The sequence below is a fragment of the Paraconexibacter sp. AEG42_29 genome (assembly GCF_040581415.1).
Classification (GTDB): domain Bacteria; phylum Actinomycetota; class Thermoleophilia; order Solirubrobacterales; family Solirubrobacteraceae; genus Paraconexibacter.
The window spans coordinates 1,041,126-1,065,685 of sequence record NZ_CP114014.1 but is presented as its reverse complement, the minus strand read 5'-3'; the positions used below and the strand labels follow the sequence as shown (position 1 = coordinate 1,065,685).

Genomic DNA, 24,560 nt, shown 5'->3' with positions numbered 1-24,560 from the left:
GGGTACGCCGCGTCTGATGCACTTTCGATGCCATTCTGCGTCGAATCTGCGCAAGAATATGACGAATGGACGACCTTGACCGGCAAATTCTTACGCTGCTGGTACAGGACGGGCGGCGGACGTACGACGACATCGCCGGCCGCGTCGCGCTCAGCCCGCCGTCGGTCAAGCGACGGGTCGACCGGCTGCTGGCCGACGGCGCGCTGCACGGCTTCACGGCGATCCTCGACCACGGGGCGCTGGGCTGGTCGACCGAGGCGATGGTGGAGCTGTTCTTCGCGCCGGGCACCCAGCTCAGCGAGGTGGCGCGGAAGCTGCGCGACCACCCGGAGGTCGTCGAGGCCTGGTCGGTGACGGGCGAGGCGGACGCCATCGCGCGGGTGCGGACGCGCTCCAACGCAGACCTCGAGGGCCTCATCCGGGAGCTGCAGCGGGACGGCAGCGTCGTCCGGACGCGCTCGCAGATCGTCCTCAGTGCGCTGGTCACGCGCCCCTCGTCCGCCTGACCCGCGCTCGCTGACAGGAACTGCACCGCATGCGTGGCGCTCCCTGACAGCGGCGGCGTTCAGCAGGGACCTGCTTGCTAACTGGTCCAACCAGTTGCTACAGTCGAGCGCACGCCATGGCCGACGTCCGCACCCCCGTCTCCACCGCCGTCTACGACGCCCTGCGCGCCGACATCCTCGGCGGGCGGCTCGCAGTCGGCGACGGCATCCCCTCCGAGCGGACCCTCAGCGAGCGTCACGCCGTCAACCGGCACGCCGTCCGCGAGGCCGTCAAGCGCCTGCAGCAGGCCGGGCTCGTGCAGGTCTCCCAGGGCGGCGCCACGCGCGTCCTGGACTGGAGCCGCACCGGCGGCCTGGAGCTCCTGACCGACCTACCGGGCGCCGGGGACATCGGCGCCGTCCGCGCCGGCTATGAGCTGCGCGCGTGCCTCGCCGCCGAGATCGCCGTCCGCAGCGCCCAGCGCGCCGACGACGACGCCCGGGACCACCTCCGCGCGCGGGCCGCGGGCCTGATCGCCGCCCGCCAGGCCGGGGACGACGCCACCCTGCTGAAAGCCTACCGCGAGCTCTGGGACGTCCTCGTCGACGCCTCCCGGAACATCGCCTACCGCCTGGCCTACAACAGCCTGCTCGCCGGGGAGGACACGCTGCGCGCCGCCGCGATCGTGTTCCTGCGCGACGAGCTGCACGACGCCGGGACGACGGAGGCGTTGATCGGCGCCGTCCTCGACGGCGACCAGGACGCGGCCCGCGCCGCCGCCACCATGCTCACGGCCCGCACGCTGCGGGCGCTCACCCTCACGGAGGCCGCCGCACCATGATCGAGCTCGCCGTCTACGCCACGCCGTTCTTCGTCCTGATGATGACCGTGGAGATCCTCGCGTTCCGCCGCGAGGCGAAGGAGCACGCCGAGGAGCAGACCGCCCTGATCGGCTACGAGGTCCGGGACACCCGCACGTCGCTGACCATGGGCATCGGCAGCGTGGCCGTGAACGCCTTCTGGCACATCGTCCTGATCGCCGTCTGGGCGGCCGCCTTCGAGCTCAGCCCGCTCGAGATGGACGCCGGCGACTGGTGGGTCTGGCCGCTGCTGTTCGTCCTCGACGACCTCGCGTTCTACGCCTACCACCGGGTCGGGCACGAGGTCCGTGTCTTCTGGGCGAGCCACGTCGTCCACCACTCCAGCGAGCACTACAACCTGTCGACGGCACTGCGCCAGCCGTGGGTCCCGCTGACGCTGCCGTTCTGGCTGCCGCTGGCGTTGCTGGGCTACAAGCCGTGGATGATCCTGCTGGCCCAGTCGTGGTCGCTGATCTACCAGTTCGGGCTGCACACCGAGCGGATCGGGACGCTGCCGCGGCCGATCGAGCTGATCTTCAACACGCCGTCCCACCACCGCGTGCACCACGGGGCGAACGACATCTACCTCGACCGCAACTACGGCGGCGTCCTGATCGTGTGGGACCGGATCTTCGGGTCCTTCCAGGGCGAGACCGAGCGCGTGCGCTTCGGCCTGACCACGAACATCGCGACGTTCAACCCGCTCAAGGTCGTCAGCCACGAGTACGGGGCCATCTGGCACGACGTGCGCGGGACCCGCAACTGGCGCGACCGCGCCGGCTACCTGCTGCGCGGCCCGGGCTGGCGGCCGGCGGCGGACGCGGCTCCCGCGCCGTCAGCAGGTCCTGACCGCGCCGCTGAGGACGAAGCTCGTCCGGTCCAGCCGGCGGGTGCCCGCGCGTAGCGTGAACACGTAGCGGCCCTGCGGGAAGGCCTCGTCGTCCAGCCCCTCGCCGCGGGGGGTCAGCTCGACGACCCGTACGCCGGCCCCGGCGCGGTCGACCCGGACCGTGCGCGTGCGCGTCGCGTGGCCCGGCGCCCGCACGTCCAGCCGCAGGACCTGCGCCCGCCGCGCGCTGGTCCAGCGCAGCTTCACGCGGGTGGCCGTGAACGGGATCGCCTGGCACAGCGGTCGCGAGCCGCCGCGGGCCACCTGCGTCGTGGTCTGGTTGACCTTCAGCAGCTCGAACCCGCGGATGCGGCCGCTGACCGGCCTGGCCACAGCAGCGCGCGGGCTCGCGACGGCAGCCGGCGGTGGGGGCGGCGGGAGGTCGAGGGCCACGCTGCGCATCATGCCCCACCCCCCGTCCGTCCCGTCGCGCCTGCATCCGCTCGTGGTCAGTAGTAATTTGCAACCCATGACCACCACCCCGACCCTCGCCGGCCGCACGATGTTCATCTCCGGCGCCAGCCGCGGCATCGGCCTCGCGATCGCCATCCGTGCCGCCCAGGACGGCGCGAACGTCTGCCTCATGGCCAAGACCGACAAGCCCGACCCCCGGCTCGAAGGGACCGTGCACACAGCGGCCGCCGACATCGAGGCCGCCGGCGGCAAGGCCCTCGGCATCGTCGGCGACATCCGTGACGAGGAGTCCGTCGACCGCGCCGTCGCCGCCTGTGTCGAGCGCTTCGGCGGCATCGACATCTGCGTCAACAACGCCAGCGCGATCGCCCTGAACGGGACGCTCGACCTGCCGATGAAGCGCTACGACCTGATGCAGGACATCAACACGCGCGGGACGTACGTCGTCAGCCGTGCCTGCCTGCCGCACCTGATCGAGGGAACGAACCCGCACATCCTGACGCTGTCCCCGCCGCTGTCGTACGACCCCAAGTGGTTCGGGAACCACGTCGCCTACACGATCGCCAAGTACGGCATGAGCATGTGCGCGCTCGGGTTCGCCGAGGAGTTCCGCGAGCAGGGCGTCGCCTCCAACGCGCTCTGGCCGCGGACCATGATCGCCACCGCCGCCGTGCAGAACCTGCTCGGCGGGGACGCGTCGATCGCCCGCTCGCGCCGGCCGGAGATCATGGCCGACGCCGCCCACGCCATCTTCACCACCGACTCACGCGAGCTCACGGGCCAGTTCCTCATCGACGACGAGGTGCTGCGCGACCGCGCCGGCGTGACCGACCTGTCGGGCTACCTGGGCGAGGGCGCGAAGGAGGAGGACCTGATCGTGGACCTCTTCGTGGAGCCCGCCCCGGCCTAGCCCCCACTGCACGCCGAGACCCGTCTTCCATCGGACCGGGTGATGGAGAACGGGTCTCGGCGCCGGGGCGGCGACGTCAGTCGTCCGGGGGGCCGGCTGCGATCGTCCGTTCCACGTCCGCCCGGTCCGGGGTGAGGCCGAAGCCATGCAGCCACCACGTGGCGCCCGCGGCCGCCCAGGGGCGGTGGTCCTCGTGGTCGTCCGTGGTGCAGGCGACGTCGAACGCCGGCGGCAGCCCCTCGGCGGCGCGGATCGCGGCGATCTCCTCGATCCCGGCCCGCAGCGCATCCGGGCCGGCGAGCTCGATCGGGAACCAGCCCTCGTAGCGCGCAGCCCGGCGCAGGGGACGCTTCGCCTCGCCACGCGACGCGAGCCAGATCGGCGGACGCGGGTCCTGCACCGGCCGGGGCGCGAACGGCTTCGTGTCGACCGTGTAGTGCTCGCCGTCCAGCTGCACGGGCGCACCCGACCAGCACTGCTCGAGCAGATCCAGCGACTCCTCGAGCATGCCCGCCCGGCGGCGCGCATCGAGCTCCTCGCCGTAGCCGGACAGCTCCTTGCTGTTGTCCGACCCCAGCCCCAGGCCGAGCGTGACGCGGCCGGCCGACAGCCGGTCGAGCGTCGTCACCTCCCGCGCGAGCTTCCACGGTCGCCGACGGGCGGGCGGCGTGATCATCGGCCCCAGGCGCAGGCGCTCGGTCGCCTGGGCGACCGCCGCGAGCGCGATCCAGGGGTCCGCCAGCGCGACCACCGGATCGCGGTAGGTGATGTGGTCCCAGAGGAAGAAGCCGTCCCAGCCGGCGGCCTCGGCCCGTCCGGCGAGGTCCACCAGCAGGGCCGGTTCGCTGAGCGCGTCGAACGGCGCGAGGAACAGGGCATGGCGCATGGGCGCGAGCCTGCCACACGCGGGCGGCCGCTTGCAGGCCTCGCCCCGCGGACGGATCCGCCCTACCGTGACGGGATGCCACCGGCGACCGGTGGCCGTCCGCATGCCTGCCGCCCGCCTCGCCATCACCCGCCCGCTGCTCATGGGGCTGCTCGTCCTCGCCGCCCTGGTCGCGTTCGCCGTGCTGCCGGGCGGAAACGACGGCGGCGGGACCGCGCGCGCCGCGACGACCGACGAGCTGCGGTCCGCGATCAACCAGTCCAAGGCCCGCGAGGCCACGCTGGGCCAGGCCGCCCAGCGGCTGAAGGTCCTCGAGGTCCGGGCCGGCCGGGCGATCGCGCTGCTGCAGGGTCGCCTGAACGCAGCGGAGTCCGAGCTCACCCGCGCAGAGATCCGCCTGAACGACACCGAGACCCGGCTGCGCGCCGCCCGCGCGCGTCATGTCCGCCTCCGCGACCGCCTCAAGGAGGTCCGCGAGAAGCTGAGCGCCGTGCTGCGCTCGCGCTACGAGGCGGGCCAGCTCGACTGGACCGACGTGGTGCTGCGAGCGCAGGACTTCTCGGCGCTGATGGAGCGCCTCGAGTTCCTGCGCCGCGTGCAGAACCGCGACGCCGACCTGCTCGGGGAGGTCCGCAGCGCGAAGACGGAGGCGCTGGGCGAGCGCCGCACCTACACCAAGCTCCTGCCCGGCCGCCGTGCCGCGGAGGCCGCCGTCCGCGAGCGCCGCGACAGCCTGGCCCAGATCAACGCCGGTCTCCAGGCCCGCCGGCAGGCGTTCGCCGAGGCGCGCAGCACGCGGCTGGCGGCGCTGAACGCGAGCCGTGCGAACCGCAAGAGCGCGCAGTCCCGCCTGACCAAGGTCCTGGCCGAACAGGAGAAGGCGGCGCTCAAGGCACAGGTCTCGAAGGTCGGCCCCGGCGGTCCGTGGGCGATCCCGTGGGCGATCGTCCAGTGCGAGTCGGGCGGCCGCAACGTCGGCCCCAACTGGGCCACCGCGTCGGGCTACTACCAGTTCATCGTCTCGACCTGGAAGGGCCTCGGCGGCTCGACGCCGCAGGCCTACATGGCCTCCAAGGCCGAGCAGGACCGTCTGGCGGCCAAGCTCTGGGACAACGGCCGCGGCGCGCGCAACTGGGACTGCGCGGCGATCGTCGGCATCATCTGAACGCGCCAGTTCGGCGGACGTCGCCGGCGTGGGCCTGCGAGGTAGTGTGCGGCCCACGATGCCCGGATTCCTCATCACCAAGCAGATCAACGCGCCGATCCAGACCGTCTTCGACGTGCTGACCGACCACGAGGGCGCCACCGCGTTCACGCCCGGCCCGGTCAAGTTCACGCTCGAGAAGGAAGGGACGTCGGATCGCAACGGCGTCGGTGCGGTCCGCAAGATCAGCGGTGCGGGACCCGCGCTCCGTGAGGAGATCTACCGCTACGACCCGGCCACCCACTTCTCCTACGGGATCATCTCCGGCGCCCCCGTGAAGAACCACCGTGGCGACGTCGTCCTCGAGGAGCGGGCCGGCGGCACCTACATGACCTACCGCGTGACGTTCGACGCGGCGCTGCCGCTGCGCTACCCGCTGCTTGGCGTCATGCGCGGCGTCGTCGGCCAGCTCGCGAGCGGCGTGAAGAAGACCGCTGAGGCGAAGGCCGCGGCCTGATCTTCCGCAGGGAGCGGTCCTGGCGGGCCGACGCCGCGGACCACGCCGCGCGCGTCGACGCCTGGACGGCCGGCCATCGCGCGCGCTCCGCGGACCGGGTCGCGCACCCGGTCGAGGACTTCCTCTTCACGTACTACGCGCAGCGCCCGGCCCAGCTGCGGCGCTGGCACCCGGGCGCCGGCGTCGTCCTGCTGGCCGACGGCGCAGCGCCGGTGCGCGGCGGCGATCGCCGGCGGCCGGGCGGCGACGCGCTGCGCGAACGGCTCGGCTGGCGCTGGCACGTCCCGGCCGCGGGACCGTCCGGGGAGGACGGGGTCACGCTGGACGTCGACGCCTACCTGGCCGACCGCGGCGACGCCGTCGCGCGGATCCTGGCGCTGCTCGAGGCGACCGCCGGGCGTGCCCCGCGCCTGGGGTGCTTCGGCCTGCACGAGTGGGCGATGGTCTACCGCTCGCAGCCGGACGACCGGCGTCACGAGCGCTGGCCGCTGCGGCTCGGGCGAGACGCCACCGACGCCGTCGTCGCGCGCAGCGGGGTCCGCTGCACGCACTTCGACGCGTTCCGCTTCTTCACGGACGCCGCCCGTCCCCTGAACGAGCAGCCGCTGGACCGCGCCGGCCAGGTCGACGTCGAGCAGCCCGGCTGCCTGCACGCGACCATGGACCTCTACAAGTGGGCCTACAAGCTCGGGCCGGCGGCGCCGTCGAACCTGACCGCCGACTGCTTCCTGCTCGCGCGCGAGGTGCGGGAGCTCGACATGCGCGCGTCGCCCTACGACCTGCGCGCCCTGGGCCTCGAGCCGGTCGCGATCGAGACGGCGGACGGCCGCGCGGACTACGTGTCGCGTCAACGCGCGTTCACGGAGCGCGGTCAGGTGCTGCGGGCGCGGCTGATCGAGGTCTGCCGTGAGCTGCTGCAGGACGTCGGCGACCGGTTGCCTTCACCGGCCGATCGGGCGCCGTCACCGTCCTGAGGTCCGCGGAGCCGGTCCGCTCTTTCGGGGCAGTCAGATGATCTGGTTGCGGCGAAGAAGCGAGCACTCTCGTAGGACGCCAAACAGCCTCAACGACGGCGCGACCGGCTTTGGTGACGGCGTGTGCCGTGGCTCCGCGGGCGGGCCGCGGTGGCAGCCAAGCGGGTGCGGAGCGTGCGCGGACCGCGGGGCGCTGCCGCCCGACCGTGCCCGGACGCGTGGAGGGTTTGGGGGGTATGCCCCGCCGAATCCTCCGAGGGACCACCGCCGCCCGGCCGCGGCCATGACCCGTGGAGGGTTTGGGGGGCAAACCCCGTCACATCCTCCGAGGACCCCGATGTCGCGGGTGCGGAGCCGACCTTGCGCGCTGAAGCATGCATGGCATGCGCTGAGGGACAAGGTCCCCGATCTCCGCGGTTCGCACAGCCGGCCACCCCGCCCACAGCCCCGCGCCCAGGCCGCCGCGACCGCCCAGCGCATACCACCGTCTGCAGCCCGCAGTTCCCACAGCCGCCGCGACCGGGGCGGTCCTCGGCGTCAGCGCCACCAGCACGCGAGCACCAGGTCCTCGGCGCCAGCGCCACCGACCCCCGACCACAACCGCCTTTCCCGCGCAATGCAGTCGCGCCGGCTACCGCCTCGCCCACTCCCCCGCCAGGTGGACGACCACCGCGGCGGCCGCGGCCATATCCTGCAGCGAGGCCCATTCGCGGACCGAGTGGTACGCGTGGCCGCCCGTGAAGATGTTCGGCGTCGGCAGGCCCCGCGCGCTGAGCTGCGAGCCGTCGGTCCCGCCCCGGATCGGCTCGCGGATGGGCTCGAGGCCCTCGGCGCGGATCGCGGCGATCACGTGGTCGACGATCTCCGGGAACGGCTCCAGGTGGGCGCGCATGTTCGGGTACTGCGGCTGGACGTCGACCGTGAGCCGCGCGCCGGGGGTCGCGTCGACGACGGCCTGCGCGGTCGTCCGCAGCAGCTCCGCGTGGCCGGCGAGCAGCTCGTCGTCGAAGTCGCGCAGGATCGCCCGGACGGTCGTGACGGTCGAGTCGCCCGCCACCTCGTAGACGTGGATGAAGCCCTCGCGGCCCGACGTCCGCTCCGGCGTCAGCTCCGCCGGGAGCGCCGCCACGATGCGCGCGGCGACCGTCGCCGCGTTGACCAGGACGTCCTTCGCCCAGCCGGGGTGCACGTCGACGCCGGTGACGGTCAGCGTCGCCTCCAGGGCGCTGAACGTCTCGTCCTGGACCTCGCCGAGCGTCGAGCCGTCCAGCGTGTAGGCGCAGCGGGCGCCGAACGTCTCCACGTCCAGGAGCGCGGCGCCGTGCCCGATCTCCTCGTCGGGCGTGAAGCAGATCCGCAGCGTCGGCCGCGGGAGCTCCGGGTGGGCCTGCAGGTGGGCGACCGCGGCCATGATCTCGGCGACCCCGGCCTTGTCGTCGGCGCCGAGCAGGGTGTCGCCGGACGCGGTGACGATGTCGTGGCCGGCCTTGGCACCCAGCTCGCGCTCCGTCGCGGGGTCGAGCGTCGTGCCGCCCTTCGGCAGCGTGATGACGCCACCGTCGTATTCGCGGTGCACGATCGGGACGACACCGTCGCCCGGAGCGTCGGGACTGGTGTCGACGTGGGCGATCAGGCCGACGACGACCTCGTCGCCCCCGCCGCCGCTCGCCGGCAGCGTCGCGGTGACGTACCCGTTGCCGTCGACCGCGGCGTCGCCCAGCCCGATCGCCAGCAGCTCGTCCGCCAGCAGCCGCGCGAGGTCGAGCTGGCCGGGGGTGGACGGCACCTGCTGCGCATGGTCTCCACGGGCGGACTGCGTCGCGACGCGGGCGTAGCGGTCCAGGCGCGCGAGCAGGTCCGGGGCGAGCGACTCGGCGAGGGGCGAGGTGTAGTGCGGCATCGTCCCTGACCGTAGCCGCGTGGCCCGCCGGGCGACGCTCGCGGGACGGGCGATACTCACCGCATGCCTGACCCGTCCCCCGTCGATCCCGTTCACGGCAGCTGCCTGTGCGGCGGCGTGCGGTACGCCGTCACCGCACCGTTCCGCCGCGCGAACCTGTGTCACTGCTCGCGCTGCCGCAAGCACTCCGGGGCAGCCGCGTCGGCCCAGGGCCGCGTCCCGCGGGAGGGCTTCGAGCTCATCCGCGGCGCCGACCTGCTGACCGTCTGGCGGCCGGACGACGGCGGCATGGCGAAGGTCTTCTGCCGCACGTGCGGGTCGAGCCTGTTCGGCGGCGACTGGCCCGACGGGCCGGAGGTGTCCGTGCGGCTGGGAGCGCTCGACGACGACCCCGGCCTCCAGGTCCAGTTCCATTCGTTCGCAGGTGCCGCCGCCCCATGGGAGGTCCACGCCGACGACGGTCTGCCCCGCTTCGACGGCCCGCCGCAGCCGCGCCCGCGGTGATCCGCAAGCAGGCGCAGCACGAATCCAGTCCCCGATGAGCGCCCTTCGCTACCGCCTCCTCGACGCCGGACTCGGCCGCGGGATCGTCCCCGACGCCGCGCTCCGGCTCGGTTCGAAGTACGGCGCCCACTGGCGCGAGCGGCACGAGTCCCGTGGCGGGATCGAGGCCCAGGAGGCGCGGCTGAAGGCGCTGCTTACGCGGATGACGAGCGGCCCCATCGCCGAGGTCCCCGAGAAGGCCAACGAGCAGCACTACGAGCTGCCGGCGGAGTTCCTGGGGATCGTGCTCGGGCCGCGCCGCAAGTACTCCGGCTGCCTCTGGGAGGACGGGACGAGCACCCTCGCCCAGGCCGAGGAGACGATGCTCGACCTCAGCTGCCGCCGGGCGGGGATCGAGGACGGGATGCGGGTGCTGGACCTCGGCTGCGGCTGGGGCTCGCTCTCCCTGTGGCTCGCGGAGAAGTACCCGGCGGCGCAGATCACGGGCGTCTCCAACTCGCACGGCCAGCGGGAGCACATCGAGGCGATCGCGCGCGCGAAGGGCTTCACCAACCTCACGATCGTCACGGCCGACGTCAACGACTTCGCGCCGGCCGACGCCGGGACCTTCGACCGCGTCATGTCGATCGAGATGTTCGAGCACATGCGCAACTGGGAGGAGCTCATCCGCCGCGTCTCCACCTGGCTGACGGACGACGGCAAGCTCTTCGTGCACGTCTTCAGCCACCGCACGCTGCCGTACCTCTTCGAGTCCACGTGGGCGGCGGAGCGCTTCTTCACCGCCGGCCTGATGCCCTCGCACGACCTCATGACCCGCTTCCAGCGGGACCTGCAGCTGGAGGACCGCTGGGTCGTCAACGGCACGCACTACGCCAAGACGCTGGTCGCCTGGCTCGCGCAGCTGGACGCCCGCGCCGACGAGGCCCTGGCGCTGCTGCAGTCCCAGGGCCGGACGCTGCAGCAGGCGCGCGTCCTGCTCGGTGGCTGGCGGCTGTTCCTGCTGTCGACGGACGAGATCTGGCGCTACAAGGGCGGCGACGCCTGGCTGGTCAGCCACTACCTGCTGGGCAAGCGCCCCGCCTGACTCAGTCGGTCAGGCGGCTCGGCGCGCCGTCCGCTCGATGCCATCGAGCACCGCCGGCCACGTCCAGCGCGCGAGGTCGTGGCCCATGCGCGGGATCTCGAGCAGCTCGGCGCCCGGGATCGCCGCCGCCGTCGCGCGGCCACCGCTCGGCAGGACGACCCGGTCGTGCAGGCCGTGGACGACGAGCGCCGGCATCGTCAGCCCGCCGAGGTCGGCCGTCCGGTCGCGTTCGGCGAGGATCGCGGCGAGCTGCCGGCCGGACCCCGTGCCGTCGCCCTCCTCGCGGGCGAAGCTCCGGCGCATGACGACACGGACGTCCTCGTCGTCGGCCTCGGTGCGGTCGCGCGAGCCGATCCGGTGGAAGGACCGCACGAGGTGCTCGATCGCACCCGCCTGATCACGGGGGCCGGAGCGCAGGAACTCGGGGATCATGCGGCGGGACACCTTGCCGGTGCGCCCGTCCCCCGGCCGGCCCATGATCGAGACGACCGAGCGCGTCAGCCCGGGATGGCGGATCGCCACCTCCTGCGCGATGAACGACCCGAGCGATACGCCCACCACGTGCGCGCCGGACGTGTCGAGGGACGCGATCAGGACCGCGACGTCGTCCGCCATGTCCCCGAGCGTGTACGTCGGCGTCGCCCGGCGTCGCAGGAACCCGAGCGCGGACACCCCCGGTCCCCGACAGGCCGTCGAGCGCCCGACGTCGCGGTTGTCGAAGCGGACGACGCGAAATCCGCGCGCGCCGAGGTCCGCGCAGAAGTCGTCGCGCCACCAGCAGAGGTCCAGGCCGAGGCCCATGACGAGGACCACCAGGGGCCCGTCCGGCGTACCGAGCTCCTCGTAGCAGAGGCTGATCCCGCGCCCGACGTCGACCCGCTGCTCGTTCGAGCGACCGCGCCGCGGACCCGGGGCCGGCACCGTCACGCCTGCGCCTTGCGGGGCGGCAGCGGGATGAACCCGCTGGTGCGCGCGATGTAGTCCGCGTAACCCGGGCGCCGCGTGCCGATGTCCTTCTCGAGCAGCCCCGCGCCCGAGACGCGCACGAGCAGCACCGTCATCACGATCGGTCCGACGACCGTCCACCAGACGCCGCCCGCCGTGATCGCCACCAGCCACAGGCCCCACCACACGCAGGCGTCGCCGAAGTAGTTGGGGTGCCGGGTGTAGCGCCAGAGCCCGCGGTCCATGACCTGGCCCTTGCTGTCCGGGTCCGCCTTGAACGCGCGCAGCTGCGCGTCGCCGACCGTCTCGAACGCGAGCCCGATCGCCCACACCAGGATCCCGGGGATCACCAGCGCGTCGAGGCTGCCGCTGCCGTCGGCACCGGCGGCCGCAGCGAGCGGCAGCGACACGACGAGCACCAGCAGCGCCTGCACGCCGAAGACCATCCGCAGCGACCACAGGACGAAGGCGTCGCCCTTGCGGTCGCGCATGACCTTGTAACGGCGATCCTCCTCGGGGTCGTGCAGCTTGCGGACCGTCAGATGCCAGCCGAGCCGGCCGCCCCAGGCGACGACCATCGCGGCGAGCAGCCAGCGCCGCCCGCTGTCGCCGTCCCCCACGAGGGCGCCCACGACGCCGACGAGCGCGAGCGCCGGCCCCCACACGGGGTCGATGATCGAGACGTCCTGCAGCCGGATGCTCAGGAGCCAGACGGCGAGCATCAGGACGACGACTGCGGCGGCGGCGATCGGCAGGACCGACCCGGGACCGGACAGGGAGACAGCTAAGGGGGTCACATGGATGTTCTACGCGCGCCACGCCCCGACGGTTCTCCCCAGGGGTCGCGGCGTCTCTTTGTAGGGTCTGGCGGCAGCCCGCCGCACCCGTCGCGGCGGCCGAGAGAGGAGCTCACATGACGACGGCCAGAAGGACGCTGGCGCTGCTGGCGAGCGCGGTCGCGGTCGGCGGCGCCGCGGGATGCGGATCGAGCGAGGACGCGAAGAAGCCCACGACGCTGACGGCGGCGAAGGCCGCCCTGTCCAAGGACTGCCGGGGCGGCAAGGACGCGAACCTCAAGCTGTGCGAGTGCGTGGCCGACCGGCTCGCCGGCGGCGGCAGGACGGCGAAGCAGCTGCTGGACCTGAACGACCAGGTCAAGCAGGGCAAGGTCCCGACCGTCGTGACGACGGCGCTCACGGCCTGCAACAAGCAGCTGAGCGGCGGCAGTTAGCTCTCGAGCGCCCCCGCGAGCTCCCGCCGGGAGCTGATGTCGAGCTTGCGGTACGCCGCGGACAGGTGGCTTTCGACCGTCCGGACGGTGACGAACAGCGCCTGCGCGATCTGGCGGTTCGTCTGGCCCGCGGCGGCGAGCTCGGTGACCTGCAGCTCGGCGGCGGTCAGCGAGCCGCGGCCGCTGAAGACCCGCCGTCGCGGACGCGTGCCGAGTCGCTTGAGCGCCTCCAGGCCGACCGTGACCAGCGCTTCGGCGCCGCCCCGGACGGCGAAGTCGACGCCCTCCCGCAGCCGCTCCTGCGCCAGCGTCCGCTCCCCGCCGCGCTGCAGCACCCGCCCGAGATCGATCAGCGCCGCACCGAGCTGCACGCTGTTCGGTCCACCGCGCAGGACCTCGACGGCCTCCTCGAGCAGCGCGCGGGCATCGGCCCGCGCGGCCACCGCAGCCCGGGTCTGCAGCGCCATCCCGAGACCCACGGGCGCACCCCACACGCGCGCCAGCGCGAGCTGCTCGTCGGCCATCGCGACGGCGCCGGCCTCGTCCTCGAGGGCGTGGAGCGCCCGCGCGACGCCGCCGCGCCAGCGGATGTCACGGTCCTCGTAGCCCATCCCGCGGCAGTAGGCGCCGGCCTCCTGGAAGTGCCGGAGGGCCGCCGCCGCGTCCCCGTCGGCGAGCGCGAGCGCCCCGGCGGCCTGGCCCAGCAGGGCCAGGTGCGGCTCGGCCGCAGGTCCGCCCCATGCGCCGGACCGGTCGATCGCCGCTCGCGCCAGCGCCGGCTCGCCGCGCAGGAGGCGCGCCTGGACCAGGTAGGTCACGCAGAAGGCCCGCATGCGGTCGACGATGGCCTCGCGTTCCAGGTCGTCGGCGAGGTCGAGCGTCGCCTCGGCGTCGGCGACCGTCCCCGCCAGGTCCCCGCAGAACGACCGCAACATCGCGCGCTCCATGACCACGCAACAGACCCCGTACGCCGAGCCCGATGCGCGGGCGTTGTCCAGGAGGCGGTCGATGGCGCCGGGGAGCACCTCGTGGTCCTCGGTGTGGTTGAGGACGAAGCACCGCATCGACGCGTGGCTGAACTCGCTGCGCGTGTGCGGAGCAAGGTCGTCGTGCTGCAGCGACCGCCGGCCGATCGCCATGACGTCCGCAGCGCGCGAGCCCGGATCGTACGCGGCGAAGAGCCCGGCGTGCGCGAGCGCCAGGCGCTCGGCCAGGGTCGCTCCCGCGAGGGTCCCGAGGCCCCGCATGGCGGCGATCGCGTCGGCGGCGTGATCCGGGTCGAAGAGCGCGGCGGTCCCCCGATCGACCCGCAGCCGCAGGGCATCGTCCCCCGTGGCGGCCTCGAGCTCGGCGTCCGCCAGCGCGACCGCCGCGTCGGTCCGGCCGAGCGCGGCGAGCGCGCTCATGAGATCCAGGACGACCGCCGCGCGGCCGTCGTCCAGGCCGTGCTCCAGGCAGGCCTGCAGGTGGTCGACCGCGTCGTTGAGGGCGCCCGCGGCGATCTCGGCCCCGCCGAGCTCCCGGAGCACCGCGGCCCGGTCGGGGCCTGGCGGCGGCTCCGCGTCCGCGCGCTGCAGCAGCCGCACCGCCTCCTGCACGGCCCCGCCCGCGAGCGCGTCGCCCGCGGCGGCGCGAAGGGTCGCGACCGTCGCCGGATCACCGGCCGGGACGACCCACAGCAGGTGGTGCGCGACGATCGCGGGCGCCGCGCCGGCCTGGCTCAGCGCCGCGGCGGCGCGCGCGTGCAGGACGGCGGGCACGCCGGGCCCGAGGTCCTCAGCGATCGCGGTGCGGACGATCGGGTGGACGAAGCGGATGGGCTCACTCGCCGCCAGCAGCCCCGCGCCGCGGAGGCTCGCGAGCGCGGCAGCGGTCCGCTCCGCGTCGCGCTGGGCCACCGTCGCGAGCAGCCCGAGCGTCGGCGTGCTGAGGACCGCGAGCGCCTGGGCGACCGCGGCGGCGTCCTCCCCGAGCGCGCCGACCCGGAGCAGCAGCACCCGTACGAGCCCGCGCGGGGCCACGGAGCGCACGAACGCCGGCGTCGGCGGCATCCCGTCCGCGATCTGGCGCGCGACGTGGTCCAGCGTCTCGCGCAGGTAGAACGGGTTGCCTCCGCTGACCTCGTGGCAGGCGTCCAGGAGCGTGCCCGGGACCGCGGCCGCGGCGGCGTCGGCGAGGCGCTCGGCGCCCGCCCGCGTGAGCAGCGCCGGCTCGAGCAGCGGGTCCGCCGTGGACAGGAGCAGCGCACCGGTCCGGCGCTCGGTGAACTCCTCGACCGGCCGCGTGGCGATCAGCAGGACCACCGGCAGGTCCGTCACGCGCCGGGCGACGTAGGCCAGTGCGCGCAGGGACGCGGTGTCCGCCCAGTGCGCGTCGTCGAGCAGCAGCAGCAGCGGCTCGCGGTCGGCGAGGCCGGCCAGCAGCCAGTAGACGCCGTGCTCGATGCCGTCCGGCGTCGCGGCAGCCGGGGCCGCGAGCGCCGGCGCCAGCGCCGGCAGGGCGAGCGCGGCGGCGCCCTCCAGGAGCGCGGCGCGTTCATCGGCCGGTCGGTCAAGCACCGCCCGCTCGAGCAGCTGCGCCAGCACGCCATGGGCGATGTCCCGCTCCAGCTCGCCGCCGCTGGCCGCCAGCACGGCGACGCCGCGTTCCGCCGCGAGCCGGCGGGCTTCGTCGAGCAGCCGGGTCTTCCCGATGCCGGCCTGGCCGAGCAGCGCCACCACGCTCCCGCCGCCCGCGACCGCCCGGTCGAGCGCGGCGTCGATCGCTCCGACCTCCTCGGCGCGCTCGACGAGCGTGTCGTGCGGATGAGTCACTACGCGCCATCGTATGGCGCGGCGCCGCGCTTCGCTTGCTGTCGACCAACGGGACCGCCGACCCCGGCGGACCTGACGCGCGTCAAGCGCCGTGCCGCGCGAGCCAGGCGTCCATGGCCGAGCGGAACGCCTCGCGGGTGCGCCCGAGCGTGACCGCGTGGCCGGTGCCGGGCAGCTCGACGAGGGCGACGTCCGGGGACCCGGTGAACGCCGTCGCGGCGGCGAGCGTGTTGGTCGGCGGCGCGAACAGCGCGTCCCGCGACCCCGAGATGATCAGCACGGGCGCCGTGATCGTGCGGGTGAGCAGGACGTTGCCGGCCAGCGACTGCAGCGCGCCGAGGAGGTCGCCGCAGGCGTCGCGGTTGTGCCGCGCGAGGACGAGCTTCACGACCGTGGGGTCGATGTCGTGGAAGTGGCCCGCGGCGAAGTCCGCGTTGGTGCGCCCGAACGGGGCGTAGCCGGGCGCGCCCGTGACGCCGCGCGCCCGCTGCGGGGCGGTCAGGCAGTCGCCGCCGGCCACCGCGAATGTCGCCAGCGTGAGCGGCGAGGGCGTGTCGGTGTAGCCGATGACCGCGATCGCGTCGGCGCTCTTGAACGCGTGCTGCGTCAGCTCGGTGATGAGGCCGCCGGCCGAGTGCCCCGCGAGGACGACGCGGTCGAACCGCCGCGCCGCGCCCGGCGCGTCGAAAGTCCCCGCACGCAGGTGGCGGACCATCTGGTCGGCCATGTCGGCCTGGGCGGGGAAGCAGGTCGCGTTCCCGTCCGGGAGGTCGTCGTGTGCGGGGTTGCCGAGGCGGTCGACCACCACCGACACGTGCCCGGCCTGCGCCTGCTGCAGCGGGTAGTCGTAGCCCGGGACGTCCCGGAAGCGGAAGAACAGGTCGCCCGAGTAGCCGAGCCCGTGCAGGTAGAGCGTCGCCGCCGCCTTCCCGGCGTCGAGCACGGCCCGCGGCCCGACCAGGGTGCCGCGGACCGTGTAGGTCTTGCCGTCCGGGGCGCCGAGGCACGGGAGCGCCGTGCGGTTGCGGTTGACGACCCGGAAGCTCACCGGGACGTCGACGACCTCCCCCACCCCGACGCGCACGTGCGCAGCGCGACCGAACGCGCCGCCCCGGGACCGCACCCGCACCCGCAGGTCCGCGGCCGTGTCGCTCGCGCCGGTCAGCGGACCCGACAGAGCGGTGGCGCGGGCGCCGAGGCGCAGCGTCCGCAGCGCGGTCCAGCGCCCGGCCTCGCAGCGTTCCACGACCACCGTTGACCCGGCCCGCGCCGCGCGCACGCGGGCCTGGCGGGCAGCCGGGACCGTGAAGCGCACCGCAGCCCCGGCAGCCACCCGGCGCACGACGCGCGTGGTCCCGCAGACCTTCGCGGTTGCCGTCGTCCCGCCGCTGACCGCGGGGGTCGGCGCAGCCGACGCGGCGACCGGTGCGGCCGCGGCGACGAGCCCGCCGGCGGCGGCCGCCGCGATCACGGAGGTCAGGGTGGTCGGCAGCACGCGTCGGGTCACGTCACCACCGTCCTGCACCGGCGCGCAGAAGGGAAACAGAACTGCGGTGTCGATTCACAAGCCCGTCGTTGTGAACGGGTGAAGTAGCGTCCGCGGCGTGCCGCCGACCGACGTCCACACCTCGCGGCTGCGGGTCTTCCTCGCGGTGGTGGACACGGGCAGCTTCACGCTCGCGGCGCGCGAGCTGCACCTCACGCAGCAGGCGGTCAGCGCCGCGGTCGCCCGCCTGGAGGACGACCTCGGCGTCCGGCTGCTGGAGCGCACCACGCGGTCGGGCCATCCGACGCCGGCCGGCGGGCAGTTCGCCGACCGCGCGCGCACCCTGCTGGCCGACTGGGACGAGGCCGTCACGAGCGCGAACCACCAGGGCCGCATGGATCGCCGTCTGCTGCGCGTCGGCGCGATGGCCGGCGCCGCGCTCGAGCTCACCGACCCGATCGTGGCGGCCTTCGCCGCGAGCGAGCCCGGGGCGATCGTCGAGTTCGAGCCGCACCTCTACGACGACCCCAGCGCCGGGCTGCGCTCGGGGACGACCGACGTCGCGTTTCTGCGGCCCCCGCTGACCGACGACGGCCTGGTCGTCGTCGACCTGCTCACCGAGCCGCGGCTGATCCTGGTGGGCCTGGGTCACCCGCTCGCGGGCCGCGACCAGATCGCGCTCGACGAGCTGCGCCCGTTCGCCGCCGCCCGCCCCGCCGGCCCCGACCAGCGCTGGAACGACTTCTGGTCCGCCGGCGCCGACCCGTCGACCTCGCGGCCGGTGGCGACCCTGGAGTCGGCGTTCGAGCTGGTCGCCTCGGGCCAGGCGTTCGCGATCGCCCCGGTCGGCTGGACGCGCTTCTACTCGCGGGTCGGACTGCACGCGCTCACAAGCCCGGACCTGCCGCCGTCGGTCCTCGCCATCGGCCGCCGGACGGGCGATCAGAACCCGCTGGTGCACCGCTTCATCGAGACGGCCGTCCACCTCGCGGCGACCCGCCTGGACCTCGTCCCGGCCAGCCGGCCGCCGATCGCCTGATCCGGCCCGCCGCTCAGGCCGCGGAGCGCAGCTCGATCATCAGCCCGGTCGCGGTCGCCTGCACCGCGTCCCCCGCCCGCAGCTCCGCGGTGATCCACAGCTTGCGGCCTTCGCGCCGCGTCAGGACCGCCTCGGCCGTGCACTCGGCGCCGGTGACGGTGGGCAGCAGGTAGCGCACCTGCATCTCCGCGGTGACGCAGTCGCGCCCCTCGACCTCGTAGTGCCCTAGGCGGCCGATCACCTCGTCCAGCGCGGTCGCCACCGCCCCGCCGTGGACGCGCCCGACCCCACCCTCGTGGGCCTGCGTGAACGCGACGCGCGCCCGCAGCCGGCCGGGTTCGACGTGGTCGACCGTGAACCCGAGCGACGAGGGGTTCCGGGACCCGCAGCCGAGGCAGTGCGGGTTGTGCTCGATCGGGACGTCGGGTGCGTTCATGGACGACTCGAACCTAGATGGTCGACCCCGCGGCCGGCCGGCGCCCAGGCACGCACCGCGCGACGCAGGGCGCGTCCCGGCCGGCCCACGAAGGACGCCGGCCCTGCGTCGGCCGTCCCGAACGCGCCCTGCATCCACGCTGCACGCGCCTGGGACCACCCGTCTTCGCAGAGTCCACCATCTAGCGACCGAACCGCGACAGCCCGTCGCCGACGGTTCGCTGAACGCGGGCGTTCGCAGCCCATTAGTGTCGCCCCCATGTCCCGTCCCCACCGCCGCGCGCTGGCGCTCGTCGTCGCCGCCGGCGCGGCCCTCGCCCTCCCGTCCTCCGCCCCCGCCCGCGTGATCGAAGCCGAGGGCATCCTGCCGCCCGGCCAGAGCGGGTACGTCTCGCTGACCGGGCTGACCGGCGGCACCGGCTCACCGCACCTGTACGACCAGCAGCCGCTGTTCATCGACTTCAAGCGCAAGCCGTTCGGCATGAACCTCGCGACCGGAACCCCCGAGACGCCGAAGGCCGGCGTGAGCATCCGGCGCGACACGTTCGGCGTCCCGGCCGTCACAGGCGCCACCGAGCTCGACGCCTGGTGGGGCGCCGGCTACGCCCTGGCGCAGGACCGCATGTTCCAGCTGGAGGCGTTCCGGCACGCCACGCAGGGCCGCCTGGCCGAGGTCACGGGCAAGGGCGCGTTAGGGGACGACCTCATCTCCCGCCGGGACTACTACACGCCGGCTGAGCTGAACGCCCAGTTCGAGCGTTTCCCGCTGCCGCTGCGCCAGCGCACCCAGGCGTACGTGGACGGCATCAACGCCTGGATCAGCCACCTGCAGGCGACGCCGACCGACCTTCCGGCCGAGTACATCGCGACCGGGACCGCGCTGACCCCGTGGACGGTCGTCGACACGTTGGGCATCGGCGTCTTCCTCGCGCGCACCGTCCCATCGGGCGACGGCAGCGAGCTGCGGAACCTGCGGGCGGTCCAGGACAGCGGTGCCGGTGTCCTCGACGCGCTGCTGCCCCGCTCGATCAAGGGCCAGCTCTCGACGATCCCGCGCAGCGAAGGCCTCTTCCCGCAGGGGCGGGTGCTGTCCGCGAAGAAGGCCGCCGCCGCCCGGAAGCGCTCGCTCGCCTTCGCGAAGACGCTGCCCGCCACCAGCGACGGCACCGCCCGTGCCGCCGCCCGGAAGGCCGACCGGCCGGCCGGCATGATCGGCCGCACCGGCGGCTCGTCGATGTTCGCCGTCCGCGCACCGGGCAAGCGCGCCATCCTCTTCAACGGCCCGCAGCTCGGCTTCTCGGTGCCCGAGCTGTTCGTCGAGATCGAGCTCCACGCGCCCGGGTACGACGTGCGCGGGGTCACCGCCGCCGGCATCCCGGTCGTCGGGATCGGCCACAACGACACCGTCGCCTGGGGCTTCACGAGCGGCCTGTCCGACGAGGACGACCTCTACGCCGAGAAGCTCGATCCGCAGGACCGCGAGTCCTACCTGTACAAGGGCCAGTGGCGGAAGATGGACTGCCGCAACGAGCGGTTCGACTTCAAGAGCCCGCCCAGCGACTTGCTGCTCGGGGGCAAGATCCCTGAGTCCGGATCGGTCACGCGCCGCGTCTGCCGCACGGTCCACGGCCCCGTGCAGGCCGTCGAGGGCAACGTCGCCTACGCGCGGAAGTACGCCATCTGGCAGCGCGACCTCGAGTCGCTCGTCGGCATCGACCTGCTGAACCGCGCCAAGACGATCAAGGACGTGGACGCCGCCGCCCGCGCGGTGACGTGGAATGAGAACATCATGGCCGCCGACTCGCAGGGGAACATCGGGTACTGGCACCCGGGCCTCGTGCAGATCCGCCCGTCGCGCTGGGACGAGCGGCTGCCGCTGCCCGGCACCGGCGAGGCCGAGTGGGGCGGCCTCGTCCCCCGCTCGAAGATGCCGCACGTCATCAACCCGAAGCAGGGCTGGCTCGCGAACTGGAACAACATCCCGTCGCAGGGCTGGACGAGCGGCGACGGCGAGTCCTCCGAGCGGGTCACCGGGCAGTTCCACCGCGTCGGGTGGCTGATGCGCCTGGTGCGGGACCTGCGCAAGGCGCCGTCGTTCCAGGCGGCGCGTAGCGTGGTGGAGCGCGAAGGCCGCGTCGCGCAGCAGCGCCCGCTCGCGAGCGCGCGCCTGCGCCGCGCCCAGAAGGGGGCGACCGGGAAGGCGAAGTCGATCCTCGACACGGTCCTGACGTGGGACGGCGACTACCACCGACAGGCCGCGGACGGCACCGTGGATCCCGGCGTCGCCGCCTGGGAGGCGTACAAGACCGCGCTCGCCGCCCGGGCGGTCGCGCGGCTCGGCAAGGGCGCGTCCCGGTTCGAGGACCGGCCGGGCGGCAGCCACGCGTTCGATATCACGGCCAAGGAGTCCTACGCGCTGCGGACGCTGACGCCCGCCGGCTACCGTGCCGCCGCGGTCACCGCGTTCGACGCGCTGGCCAAGCGCTTCGGGAGCGAGGACCCGGCCCGCTGGCGTGAGCCCCGGCTGCTGTACGACGTCGGCGCGCAGGGCGCCGGCCAGGCCCCGCCGCTGCCGTTCTTCGACCGCGGGACGTGGGAGCAGATCGTCGAGCTCGGCCCCTGACCGGCGCCGGCGCGAAAGCCTGGGGGTGCGCCCCCGATGTGGCCGACCGCCGCGGCAGGGAACATGGTGCGCATCGCCATTCGACCGACAGGACCCACCATGCTCCGCCCCCGCCGTGCCCTGCTCACCCTGCTCGCCGCCGGCGGCCTCGCGTTCGCGGGCTGCGGTGGCGACGACGACGGCGGCGGCGACCAGGCGCTGGCCAAGAAGGAGCTCGCCGCGAAGGCCGACGCGATCTGCGTGGGGTACGACAAGAAGGAGAAGGAGCTCGAGCAGCCGACCGACAAGGCCAGCACGATCAAGTACCTCGAGGTCGCCGTGCCGCTGGTCGCCGGCCAGGCGGACGACCTCGCCAAGCTGAAGCCGGCGGACGACGTGAAGGCCGAGTGGGACCAGCTCATGAAGGACTTCCAGGCCGGGAAGACGGCCGCGCTCGCGGCGCAGAAGGCGCTGGTGGCGAACGACGAGGCCGCGTACACCAAGGTCATCGAAGGCGCGACCGAGATCGCCCCGCGGCGCGACAAGGAGGCAATCGCCCTCGGTGCCCCCAACTGCGGCGCGGACAACGGAGCCGCCTGAGCGCGGCTCCGGACGGGGGTGTCGCCGGCGGCACCCCCGCTGTGTCGCGGACGCGACGGACACGGGGACGGGCGCGGCGGAGACTCCGGACACACCGCAGCGCACCCCGCACTGCGACCGACCCGGAGGCCGCAAGCCATGTCCATCAGCACGCTCAAGAAGTCGTTCCTCGGACTCGCCACCGTCGCCGCCGTCGCGGCCTCGGTGCCGGCCGGCGCCGAGGCGTCCACGGCCAGCCGCACCGGTTCGGGCGGCCAGGTGCTTACCGTCAGGGCGGCGCCCGGGGAGGCCAACGACATCGAGGTCTACAGCCGCCCGGGATACATCCTCGTGTGGGAGCGCAACAACGTGGACCCGCTCGTGGGCCAGCCCGCCGGGTGCGTGAACTACAACGCGAATCAGGTCCAGTGCCCGACGACGCTCGTCCGCAGCGTCTACGTGGACACGGGCGACCGCAGCGATCGCCTGGTCGCCGACCTCGGCGTCCCGGTGACCGCGACCCTCGCGGGCGGGGCCGGCAACGACGTGGTCGACGTGAAGGGCACGGCCGGCGGCGCGCCCGGGCCGCAGACTCCGAACCTGCTCGGCGGCGACGGCGACGACCACGTCTACGGCTGGCAGTTCAGCGACAACCTGTCGGGCGGCAGCGGTCACGACACGATCGGCGCCGGCGGCGGCGCCGACACGCTGAACGGCGGGACGGGCATCGATCGCCTCGATGCCGGCCAGGGCAACGACACGGTCCTCGCGCGGGACGGCTGGGGCGACATCGTCGCCTGCGGCACGGGCTACGACCGGGCGCAGCGCGACAGCAACGACCAGCCGATCACCAGCTGCGAGGCGGCGTTCTGAGCCGGGCTGAGTCCGGGCCGGTGAGCGGCGGGACGCCGAGGACCGCCGCTCACCGTGCCCACCCACACCGGATTCCCGTCGGCATGCGTCTGGGCCGGGCGCCCCGCCGCACTCGCCTCTACGCGTGTCCCACGACGCCGCCACTCCCGGCGGCAAGGAGTCCACTACATGACCGACGTCAGCAACCACCTGTTCGAGACGATCGACCGGCAGAACCAGCACGAGAGCGCGGCGACCCGCCGTCAGCTCATCAAGGGCACGACGGCCGCCCTCGCGGGCGCCGGGGTCCTCGGCCTCGCGATGGGGACGGCCCCCGCCGGCGCCGCGGTCAAGACCAACGAGGACAACTCGGTCGCCAACATCCTCGCTGTCGCCGCGACGGCCGAGGTCCTCGCGACGATCGTCAACACGCTCGGGCCGGAGAAGCTCGGCAGCAAGCTCGACGCGACGACGACCCGCAACATCCGCGCCGCCGCGCAGCAGGAGAAGAACCACTACGAGCTGCTGACCAGCAGCGCCGTCGGCGGCAAGGCCGTCACGACCTCGATCCACGTGCCGGACGAGGTCTTCTCCTCGCCCGAGGCGCTCCTGACCACGCTGGCCGTCGGCGATCAGGTCTTCGTCAACGCCTACCTGCTCGGCCTGACGGTCTTCGCCCGGCAGGGCACGCTGAGCGGGACCCGCTTCGCGCGGTACGCCGCCGAGATCATGGCCGTGGAGTCCGTCCACCGGGCGCTCGCGCTGCAGTCGCTCGGCAAGCTCGGCAACGACCGGGTGTACGCGAAGTTCGCGCAGCGCGAGGACACCCCGGGTCTGCCGACGACGAACGCCCCGGGCTTCTACAAGATCCTCGACGCCGTCGCCGTCCTCGAGTCCGCCGGCTTCGGGTTCGGCAAGGCCGGCAGCAAGCCCGGCCAGATGTACACCTACGCGGACGTCTCGGCGCGGACGCCGACCGATCCGGGCGTGAACACCCTCACGATCTCGTAGGCCCGGCGCGCGTGCTGCTGTCGCCGCAAGGCGACGGCAGCGCCTGCGGTCCCGCGCGGCGCAGCTGCGCCGGTTTCCGGACCGACCACCATCGTCCGACCGGCGAGAAAGCGGAGTCGTGATGGGTTTGTAAAGACTTCGGTCGATACTCGACGAATCGCGATTTTGGCGCTATTCTGCTCGTCAGGTAGGCAGGGGCTTACCCAGACCGTCACCGCACCACTGCGTGTGGCGTCTCAATGCCGGGGGGCAACCATGATGAGCAGAGACGCAATCGCCAGCGGCGTGGCTTTCCGCCGCGCGGACCTGGGGGCGAACGCATGAGCGGGCACTCGACGTTCACTCCCGAAGCACCTGACGCGGTCGAGCCGGACACGACCCGCGCCAGCCCGTTCGGTCGCTCCGAACGCGCACGGGCGGCCGCGGCCGCCATCGCCACCTTCACCGACGAGAACGGCTACGGACCGCTCTCGACGGAGCCCGCACCCACGCCGGCACCCGCCGCCTATCGCGATCCCGCCCCCGTGGTGGACGTCGCACCGGCGGCAGCGCCGGCGCCCGAGGTCGTCTGGAACCCCGCGCCCGTAGTCCGGGCGCCCGTCCGCGCCCCGCGCGCGGCCCCCGTCGCCCGCCGGACCCCGGCACCGGCGCCCGTCGCCCGGCCGGTGGCCGCCGCGGCGGACGCCCGCGTCCTCCCGACGGGCCCCGACCAGGGCCAGGTCAAGCTGGCCGGCATCGCGGCGATCGTCGCCGTGGTCGCCACGATCGCCGTCATGGCCGGCATCACGATCAGCGGCGGCAGCACGACACCGCCGCCCCCGCCGGCGGCCAACCCGAACGACGGCGCGGTCGAGTTCACGATCCCGACGCCGCGCAACAACAACCTGCCGAGCGCCCTTCCGTAGGGACGCCGGTCCGCTCCCGCCCGGCCCGGCGCGCTCTGGCGCGCCGCGGCGGGGCCGGGGCTCCTTCTCGGCTGGTTCCGCGTCTCGCAGGCCC

General features: G+C 73.9%; 24 protein-coding genes. 16 read left to right on the top strand and 8 right to left on the bottom strand.

What is annotated here, in order from left to right; translation table 11 throughout:
- Positions 1–65 precede the first annotated feature (65 nt).
- The 3 genes from DSM112329_RS05110 to DSM112329_RS05100 all read left to right on the top strand — a co-directional run bounded on the left by DSM112329_RS05110 (position 66) and on the right by DSM112329_RS05100 (position 2,250).
- Positions 66–506, top strand: a complete 441-nt coding sequence (locus tag DSM112329_RS05110) for an Lrp/AsnC family transcriptional regulator (RefSeq protein WP_354700735.1) — start codon at positions 66–68, stop codon at positions 504–506.
- 116 nt (positions 507–622) lie between these two features.
- Positions 623–1,327, top strand: a complete 705-nt coding sequence (locus DSM112329_RS05105) for a GntR family transcriptional regulator (RefSeq protein ID WP_354700734.1) — start codon at positions 623–625, stop codon at positions 1,325–1,327.
- Positions 1,324–2,250, top strand: a complete 927-nt coding sequence (locus tag DSM112329_RS05100; RefSeq protein ID WP_354700733.1) for a sterol desaturase family protein — start codon at positions 1,324–1,326, stop codon at positions 2,248–2,250. Before DSM112329_RS05105 ends, DSM112329_RS05100 begins: the two co-directional genes overlap by 4 nt.
- On the opposite strand, the gene DSM112329_RS05095 is transcribed toward DSM112329_RS05100, so the two are convergent.
- Entirely contained in the window at positions 2,182–2,628 is a 447-nt protein-coding gene (locus DSM112329_RS05095) for a hypothetical protein (protein WP_354700732.1), read from the bottom strand. The genes DSM112329_RS05100 and DSM112329_RS05095 overlap by 69 nt on opposite strands.
- A gap of 76 nt (positions 2,629–2,704) precedes the next feature.
- On the opposite strand from DSM112329_RS05095, the gene DSM112329_RS05090 reads away from it, so the two are divergent.
- Complete coding sequence (locus DSM112329_RS05090) at positions 2,705–3,559, top strand: NAD(P)-dependent oxidoreductase (RefSeq protein WP_354700731.1); 855 nt, start codon at positions 2,705–2,707, stop codon at positions 3,557–3,559.
- Between the two features lie 76 nt (positions 3,560–3,635).
- On the opposite strand, the gene DSM112329_RS05085 is transcribed toward DSM112329_RS05090, so the two are convergent.
- A complete protein-coding gene (locus tag DSM112329_RS05085; protein ID WP_354700730.1) occupies positions 3,636–4,445 on the bottom strand; it encodes an LLM class flavin-dependent oxidoreductase in 810 nt (269 codons plus the stop codon).
- Between the two features lie 103 nt (positions 4,446–4,548).
- On the opposite strand from DSM112329_RS05085, the gene DSM112329_RS05080 reads away from it, so the two are divergent.
- The 3 genes from DSM112329_RS05080 (at position 4,549) to DSM112329_RS05070 (ending at position 7,080) form a co-directional block, all read left to right on the top strand.
- Positions 4,549–5,610 carry a transglycosylase family protein gene (locus tag DSM112329_RS05080; protein ID WP_354700729.1) on the top strand — a complete coding sequence of 354 codons (1,062 nt, stop codon included), beginning with the start codon at positions 4,549–4,551 and terminating at the stop codon, positions 5,608–5,610.
- Positions 5,611–5,668: 58 nt separating this feature from the next.
- Positions 5,669–6,106 (top strand): SRPBCC family protein, encoded by a 438-nt coding sequence (locus DSM112329_RS05075; RefSeq protein ID WP_354700728.1) that lies wholly within the window; start codon positions 5,669–5,671, stop codon positions 6,104–6,106.
- Between the two features lie 212 nt (positions 6,107–6,318).
- Positions 6,319–7,080, top strand: a complete 762-nt coding sequence (locus tag DSM112329_RS05070) for a 3-methyladenine DNA glycosylase (RefSeq protein WP_354700727.1) — start codon at positions 6,319–6,321, stop codon at positions 7,078–7,080.
- Between the two features lie 631 nt (positions 7,081–7,711).
- On the opposite strand, the gene pepT is transcribed toward DSM112329_RS05070, so the two are convergent.
- Positions 7,712–8,980 (bottom strand): peptidase T, encoded by a 1,269-nt coding sequence (pepT, locus tag DSM112329_RS05065; RefSeq protein ID WP_354700726.1) that lies wholly within the window; start codon positions 8,978–8,980, stop codon positions 7,712–7,714.
- A 63-nt stretch (positions 8,981–9,043) separates the two neighbouring features.
- On the opposite strand from pepT, the gene DSM112329_RS05060 reads away from it, so the two are divergent.
- Positions 9,044–9,484 (top strand): GFA family protein, encoded by a 441-nt coding sequence (locus tag DSM112329_RS05060; RefSeq protein ID WP_354700725.1) that lies wholly within the window; start codon positions 9,044–9,046, stop codon positions 9,482–9,484.
- A gap of 34 nt (positions 9,485–9,518) precedes the next feature.
- Complete coding sequence (locus DSM112329_RS05055) at positions 9,519–10,568, top strand: cyclopropane-fatty-acyl-phospholipid synthase family protein (RefSeq protein ID WP_354700724.1); 1,050 nt, start codon at positions 9,519–9,521, stop codon at positions 10,566–10,568.
- 9 nt (positions 10,569–10,577) lie between these two features.
- Here the strand turns inward: DSM112329_RS05055 and DSM112329_RS05050 are convergent, their stop codons facing one another.
- Together DSM112329_RS05050 and DSM112329_RS05045 are read right to left on the bottom strand one after the other, a co-directional pair.
- On the bottom strand, positions 10,578–11,495 hold the full coding sequence (locus DSM112329_RS05050; RefSeq protein WP_354700723.1) for an alpha/beta hydrolase: 918 nt from the start codon (positions 11,493–11,495) through the stop codon (positions 10,578–10,580).
- Entirely contained in the window at positions 11,492–12,310 is an 819-nt protein-coding gene (locus tag DSM112329_RS05045; protein ID WP_354700722.1) for a DUF1295 domain-containing protein, read from the bottom strand. The genes DSM112329_RS05050 and DSM112329_RS05045 overlap by 4 nt, the downstream gene beginning before the upstream one ends.
- Positions 12,311–12,426: 116 nt before the next feature.
- Here DSM112329_RS05045 and DSM112329_RS05040 point away from each other — a divergent pair, with 116 nt between their 5' ends.
- The gene (locus DSM112329_RS05040) at positions 12,427–12,744 is read left to right on the top strand and encodes a hypothetical protein (protein WP_354700721.1); all 318 of its coding nucleotides are present in this window, start codon (positions 12,427–12,429) and stop codon (positions 12,742–12,744) included.
- On the opposite strand, the gene DSM112329_RS05035 is transcribed toward DSM112329_RS05040, so the two are convergent.
- Entirely contained in the window at positions 12,741–15,557 is a 2,817-nt protein-coding gene (locus tag DSM112329_RS05035; RefSeq protein WP_354700720.1) for an AAA family ATPase, read from the bottom strand. The genes DSM112329_RS05040 and DSM112329_RS05035 overlap by 4 nt on opposite strands.
- An 82-nt stretch (positions 15,558–15,639) precedes the next feature.
- Positions 15,640–17,064, bottom strand: coding sequence for an alpha/beta hydrolase (locus DSM112329_RS05030; protein ID WP_354700719.1), 1,425 nt, complete (start codon positions 17,062–17,064; stop codon positions 15,640–15,642).
- A gap of 97 nt (positions 17,065–17,161) precedes the next feature.
- Between DSM112329_RS05030 and DSM112329_RS05025 the strand changes: the two genes are divergently transcribed.
- Complete coding sequence (locus tag DSM112329_RS05025; protein WP_354700718.1) at positions 17,162–18,082, top strand: LysR family transcriptional regulator; 921 nt, start codon at positions 17,162–17,164, stop codon at positions 18,080–18,082.
- 13 nt (positions 18,083–18,095) lie between these two features.
- Here DSM112329_RS05025 and DSM112329_RS05020 read toward each other — a convergent pair whose 3' ends face one another.
- Complete coding sequence (locus tag DSM112329_RS05020; protein WP_354700717.1) at positions 18,096–18,518, bottom strand: PaaI family thioesterase; 423 nt, start codon at positions 18,516–18,518, stop codon at positions 18,096–18,098.
- A 258-nt stretch (positions 18,519–18,776) separates the two neighbouring features.
- Here DSM112329_RS05020 and DSM112329_RS05015 point away from each other — a divergent pair, with 258 nt between their 5' ends.
- The 5 genes from DSM112329_RS05015 (at position 18,777) to DSM112329_RS04995 (ending at position 24,466) form a co-directional block, all read left to right on the top strand.
- Positions 18,777–21,140, top strand: a complete 2,364-nt coding sequence (locus DSM112329_RS05015; protein ID WP_354700716.1) for a penicillin acylase family protein — start codon at positions 18,777–18,779, stop codon at positions 21,138–21,140.
- Positions 21,141–21,239: 99 nt separating this feature from the next.
- Positions 21,240–21,719 (top strand): hypothetical protein, encoded by a 480-nt coding sequence (locus DSM112329_RS05010; RefSeq protein WP_354700715.1) that lies wholly within the window; start codon positions 21,240–21,242, stop codon positions 21,717–21,719.
- A 138-nt stretch (positions 21,720–21,857) separates the two neighbouring features.
- On the top strand, positions 21,858–22,571 hold the full coding sequence (locus DSM112329_RS05005; protein WP_354700714.1) for a hypothetical protein: 714 nt from the start codon (positions 21,858–21,860) through the stop codon (positions 22,569–22,571).
- A 168-nt stretch (positions 22,572–22,739) separates the two neighbouring features.
- Entirely contained in the window at positions 22,740–23,561 is an 822-nt protein-coding gene (locus DSM112329_RS05000) for a ferritin-like domain-containing protein (RefSeq protein ID WP_354700713.1), read from the top strand.
- Positions 23,562–23,881: 320 nt separating this feature from the next.
- On the top strand, positions 23,882–24,466 hold the full coding sequence (locus DSM112329_RS04995; RefSeq protein WP_354700712.1) for a hypothetical protein: 585 nt from the start codon (positions 23,882–23,884) through the stop codon (positions 24,464–24,466).
- The last annotated feature ends 94 nt before the right edge of the window (positions 24,467–24,560 follow it).

Coding starts and splice junctions, on each gene's coding strand:
- DSM112329_RS05110 (WP_354700735.1), top strand. CDS start 66: ATGGACGACCTTGACCGGCAAATTCTTACGCTGCTGGTACAGGACGGG.
- DSM112329_RS05105 (WP_354700734.1), top strand. CDS start 623: ATGGCCGACGTCCGCACCCCCGTCTCCACCGCCGTCTACGACGCCCTG.
- DSM112329_RS05100 (WP_354700733.1), top strand. CDS start 1,324: ATGATCGAGCTCGCCGTCTACGCCACGCCGTTCTTCGTCCTGATGATG.
- DSM112329_RS05090 (WP_354700731.1), top strand. CDS start 2,705: ATGACCACCACCCCGACCCTCGCCGGCCGCACGATGTTCATCTCCGGC.
- DSM112329_RS05085 (WP_354700730.1), bottom strand. CDS start 4,445: ATGCGCCATGCCCTGTTCCTCGCGCCGTTCGACGCGCTCAGCGAACCG.
- DSM112329_RS05080 (WP_354700729.1), top strand. CDS start 4,549: ATGCCTGCCGCCCGCCTCGCCATCACCCGCCCGCTGCTCATGGGGCTG.
- DSM112329_RS05075 (WP_354700728.1), top strand. CDS start 5,669: ATGCCCGGATTCCTCATCACCAAGCAGATCAACGCGCCGATCCAGACC.
- pepT (WP_354700726.1), bottom strand. CDS start 8,980: ATGCCGCACTACACCTCGCCCCTCGCCGAGTCGCTCGCCCCGGACCTG.
- DSM112329_RS05060 (WP_354700725.1), top strand. CDS start 9,044: ATGCCTGACCCGTCCCCCGTCGATCCCGTTCACGGCAGCTGCCTGTGC.
- DSM112329_RS05055 (WP_354700724.1), top strand. CDS start 9,519: ATGAGCGCCCTTCGCTACCGCCTCCTCGACGCCGGACTCGGCCGCGGG.
- DSM112329_RS05040 (WP_354700721.1), top strand. CDS start 12,427: ATGACGACGGCCAGAAGGACGCTGGCGCTGCTGGCGAGCGCGGTCGCG.
- DSM112329_RS05020 (WP_354700717.1), bottom strand. CDS start 18,518: ATGAACGCACCCGACGTCCCGATCGAGCACAACCCGCACTGCCTCGGC.
- DSM112329_RS05015 (WP_354700716.1), top strand. CDS start 18,777: ATGTCCCGTCCCCACCGCCGCGCGCTGGCGCTCGTCGTCGCCGCCGGC.
- DSM112329_RS05010 (WP_354700715.1), top strand. CDS start 21,240: ATGCTCCGCCCCCGCCGTGCCCTGCTCACCCTGCTCGCCGCCGGCGGC.
- DSM112329_RS05005 (WP_354700714.1), top strand. CDS start 21,858: ATGTCCATCAGCACGCTCAAGAAGTCGTTCCTCGGACTCGCCACCGTC.
- DSM112329_RS05000 (WP_354700713.1), top strand. CDS start 22,740: ATGACCGACGTCAGCAACCACCTGTTCGAGACGATCGACCGGCAGAAC.
- DSM112329_RS04995 (WP_354700712.1), top strand. CDS start 23,882: ATGAGCGGGCACTCGACGTTCACTCCCGAAGCACCTGACGCGGTCGAG.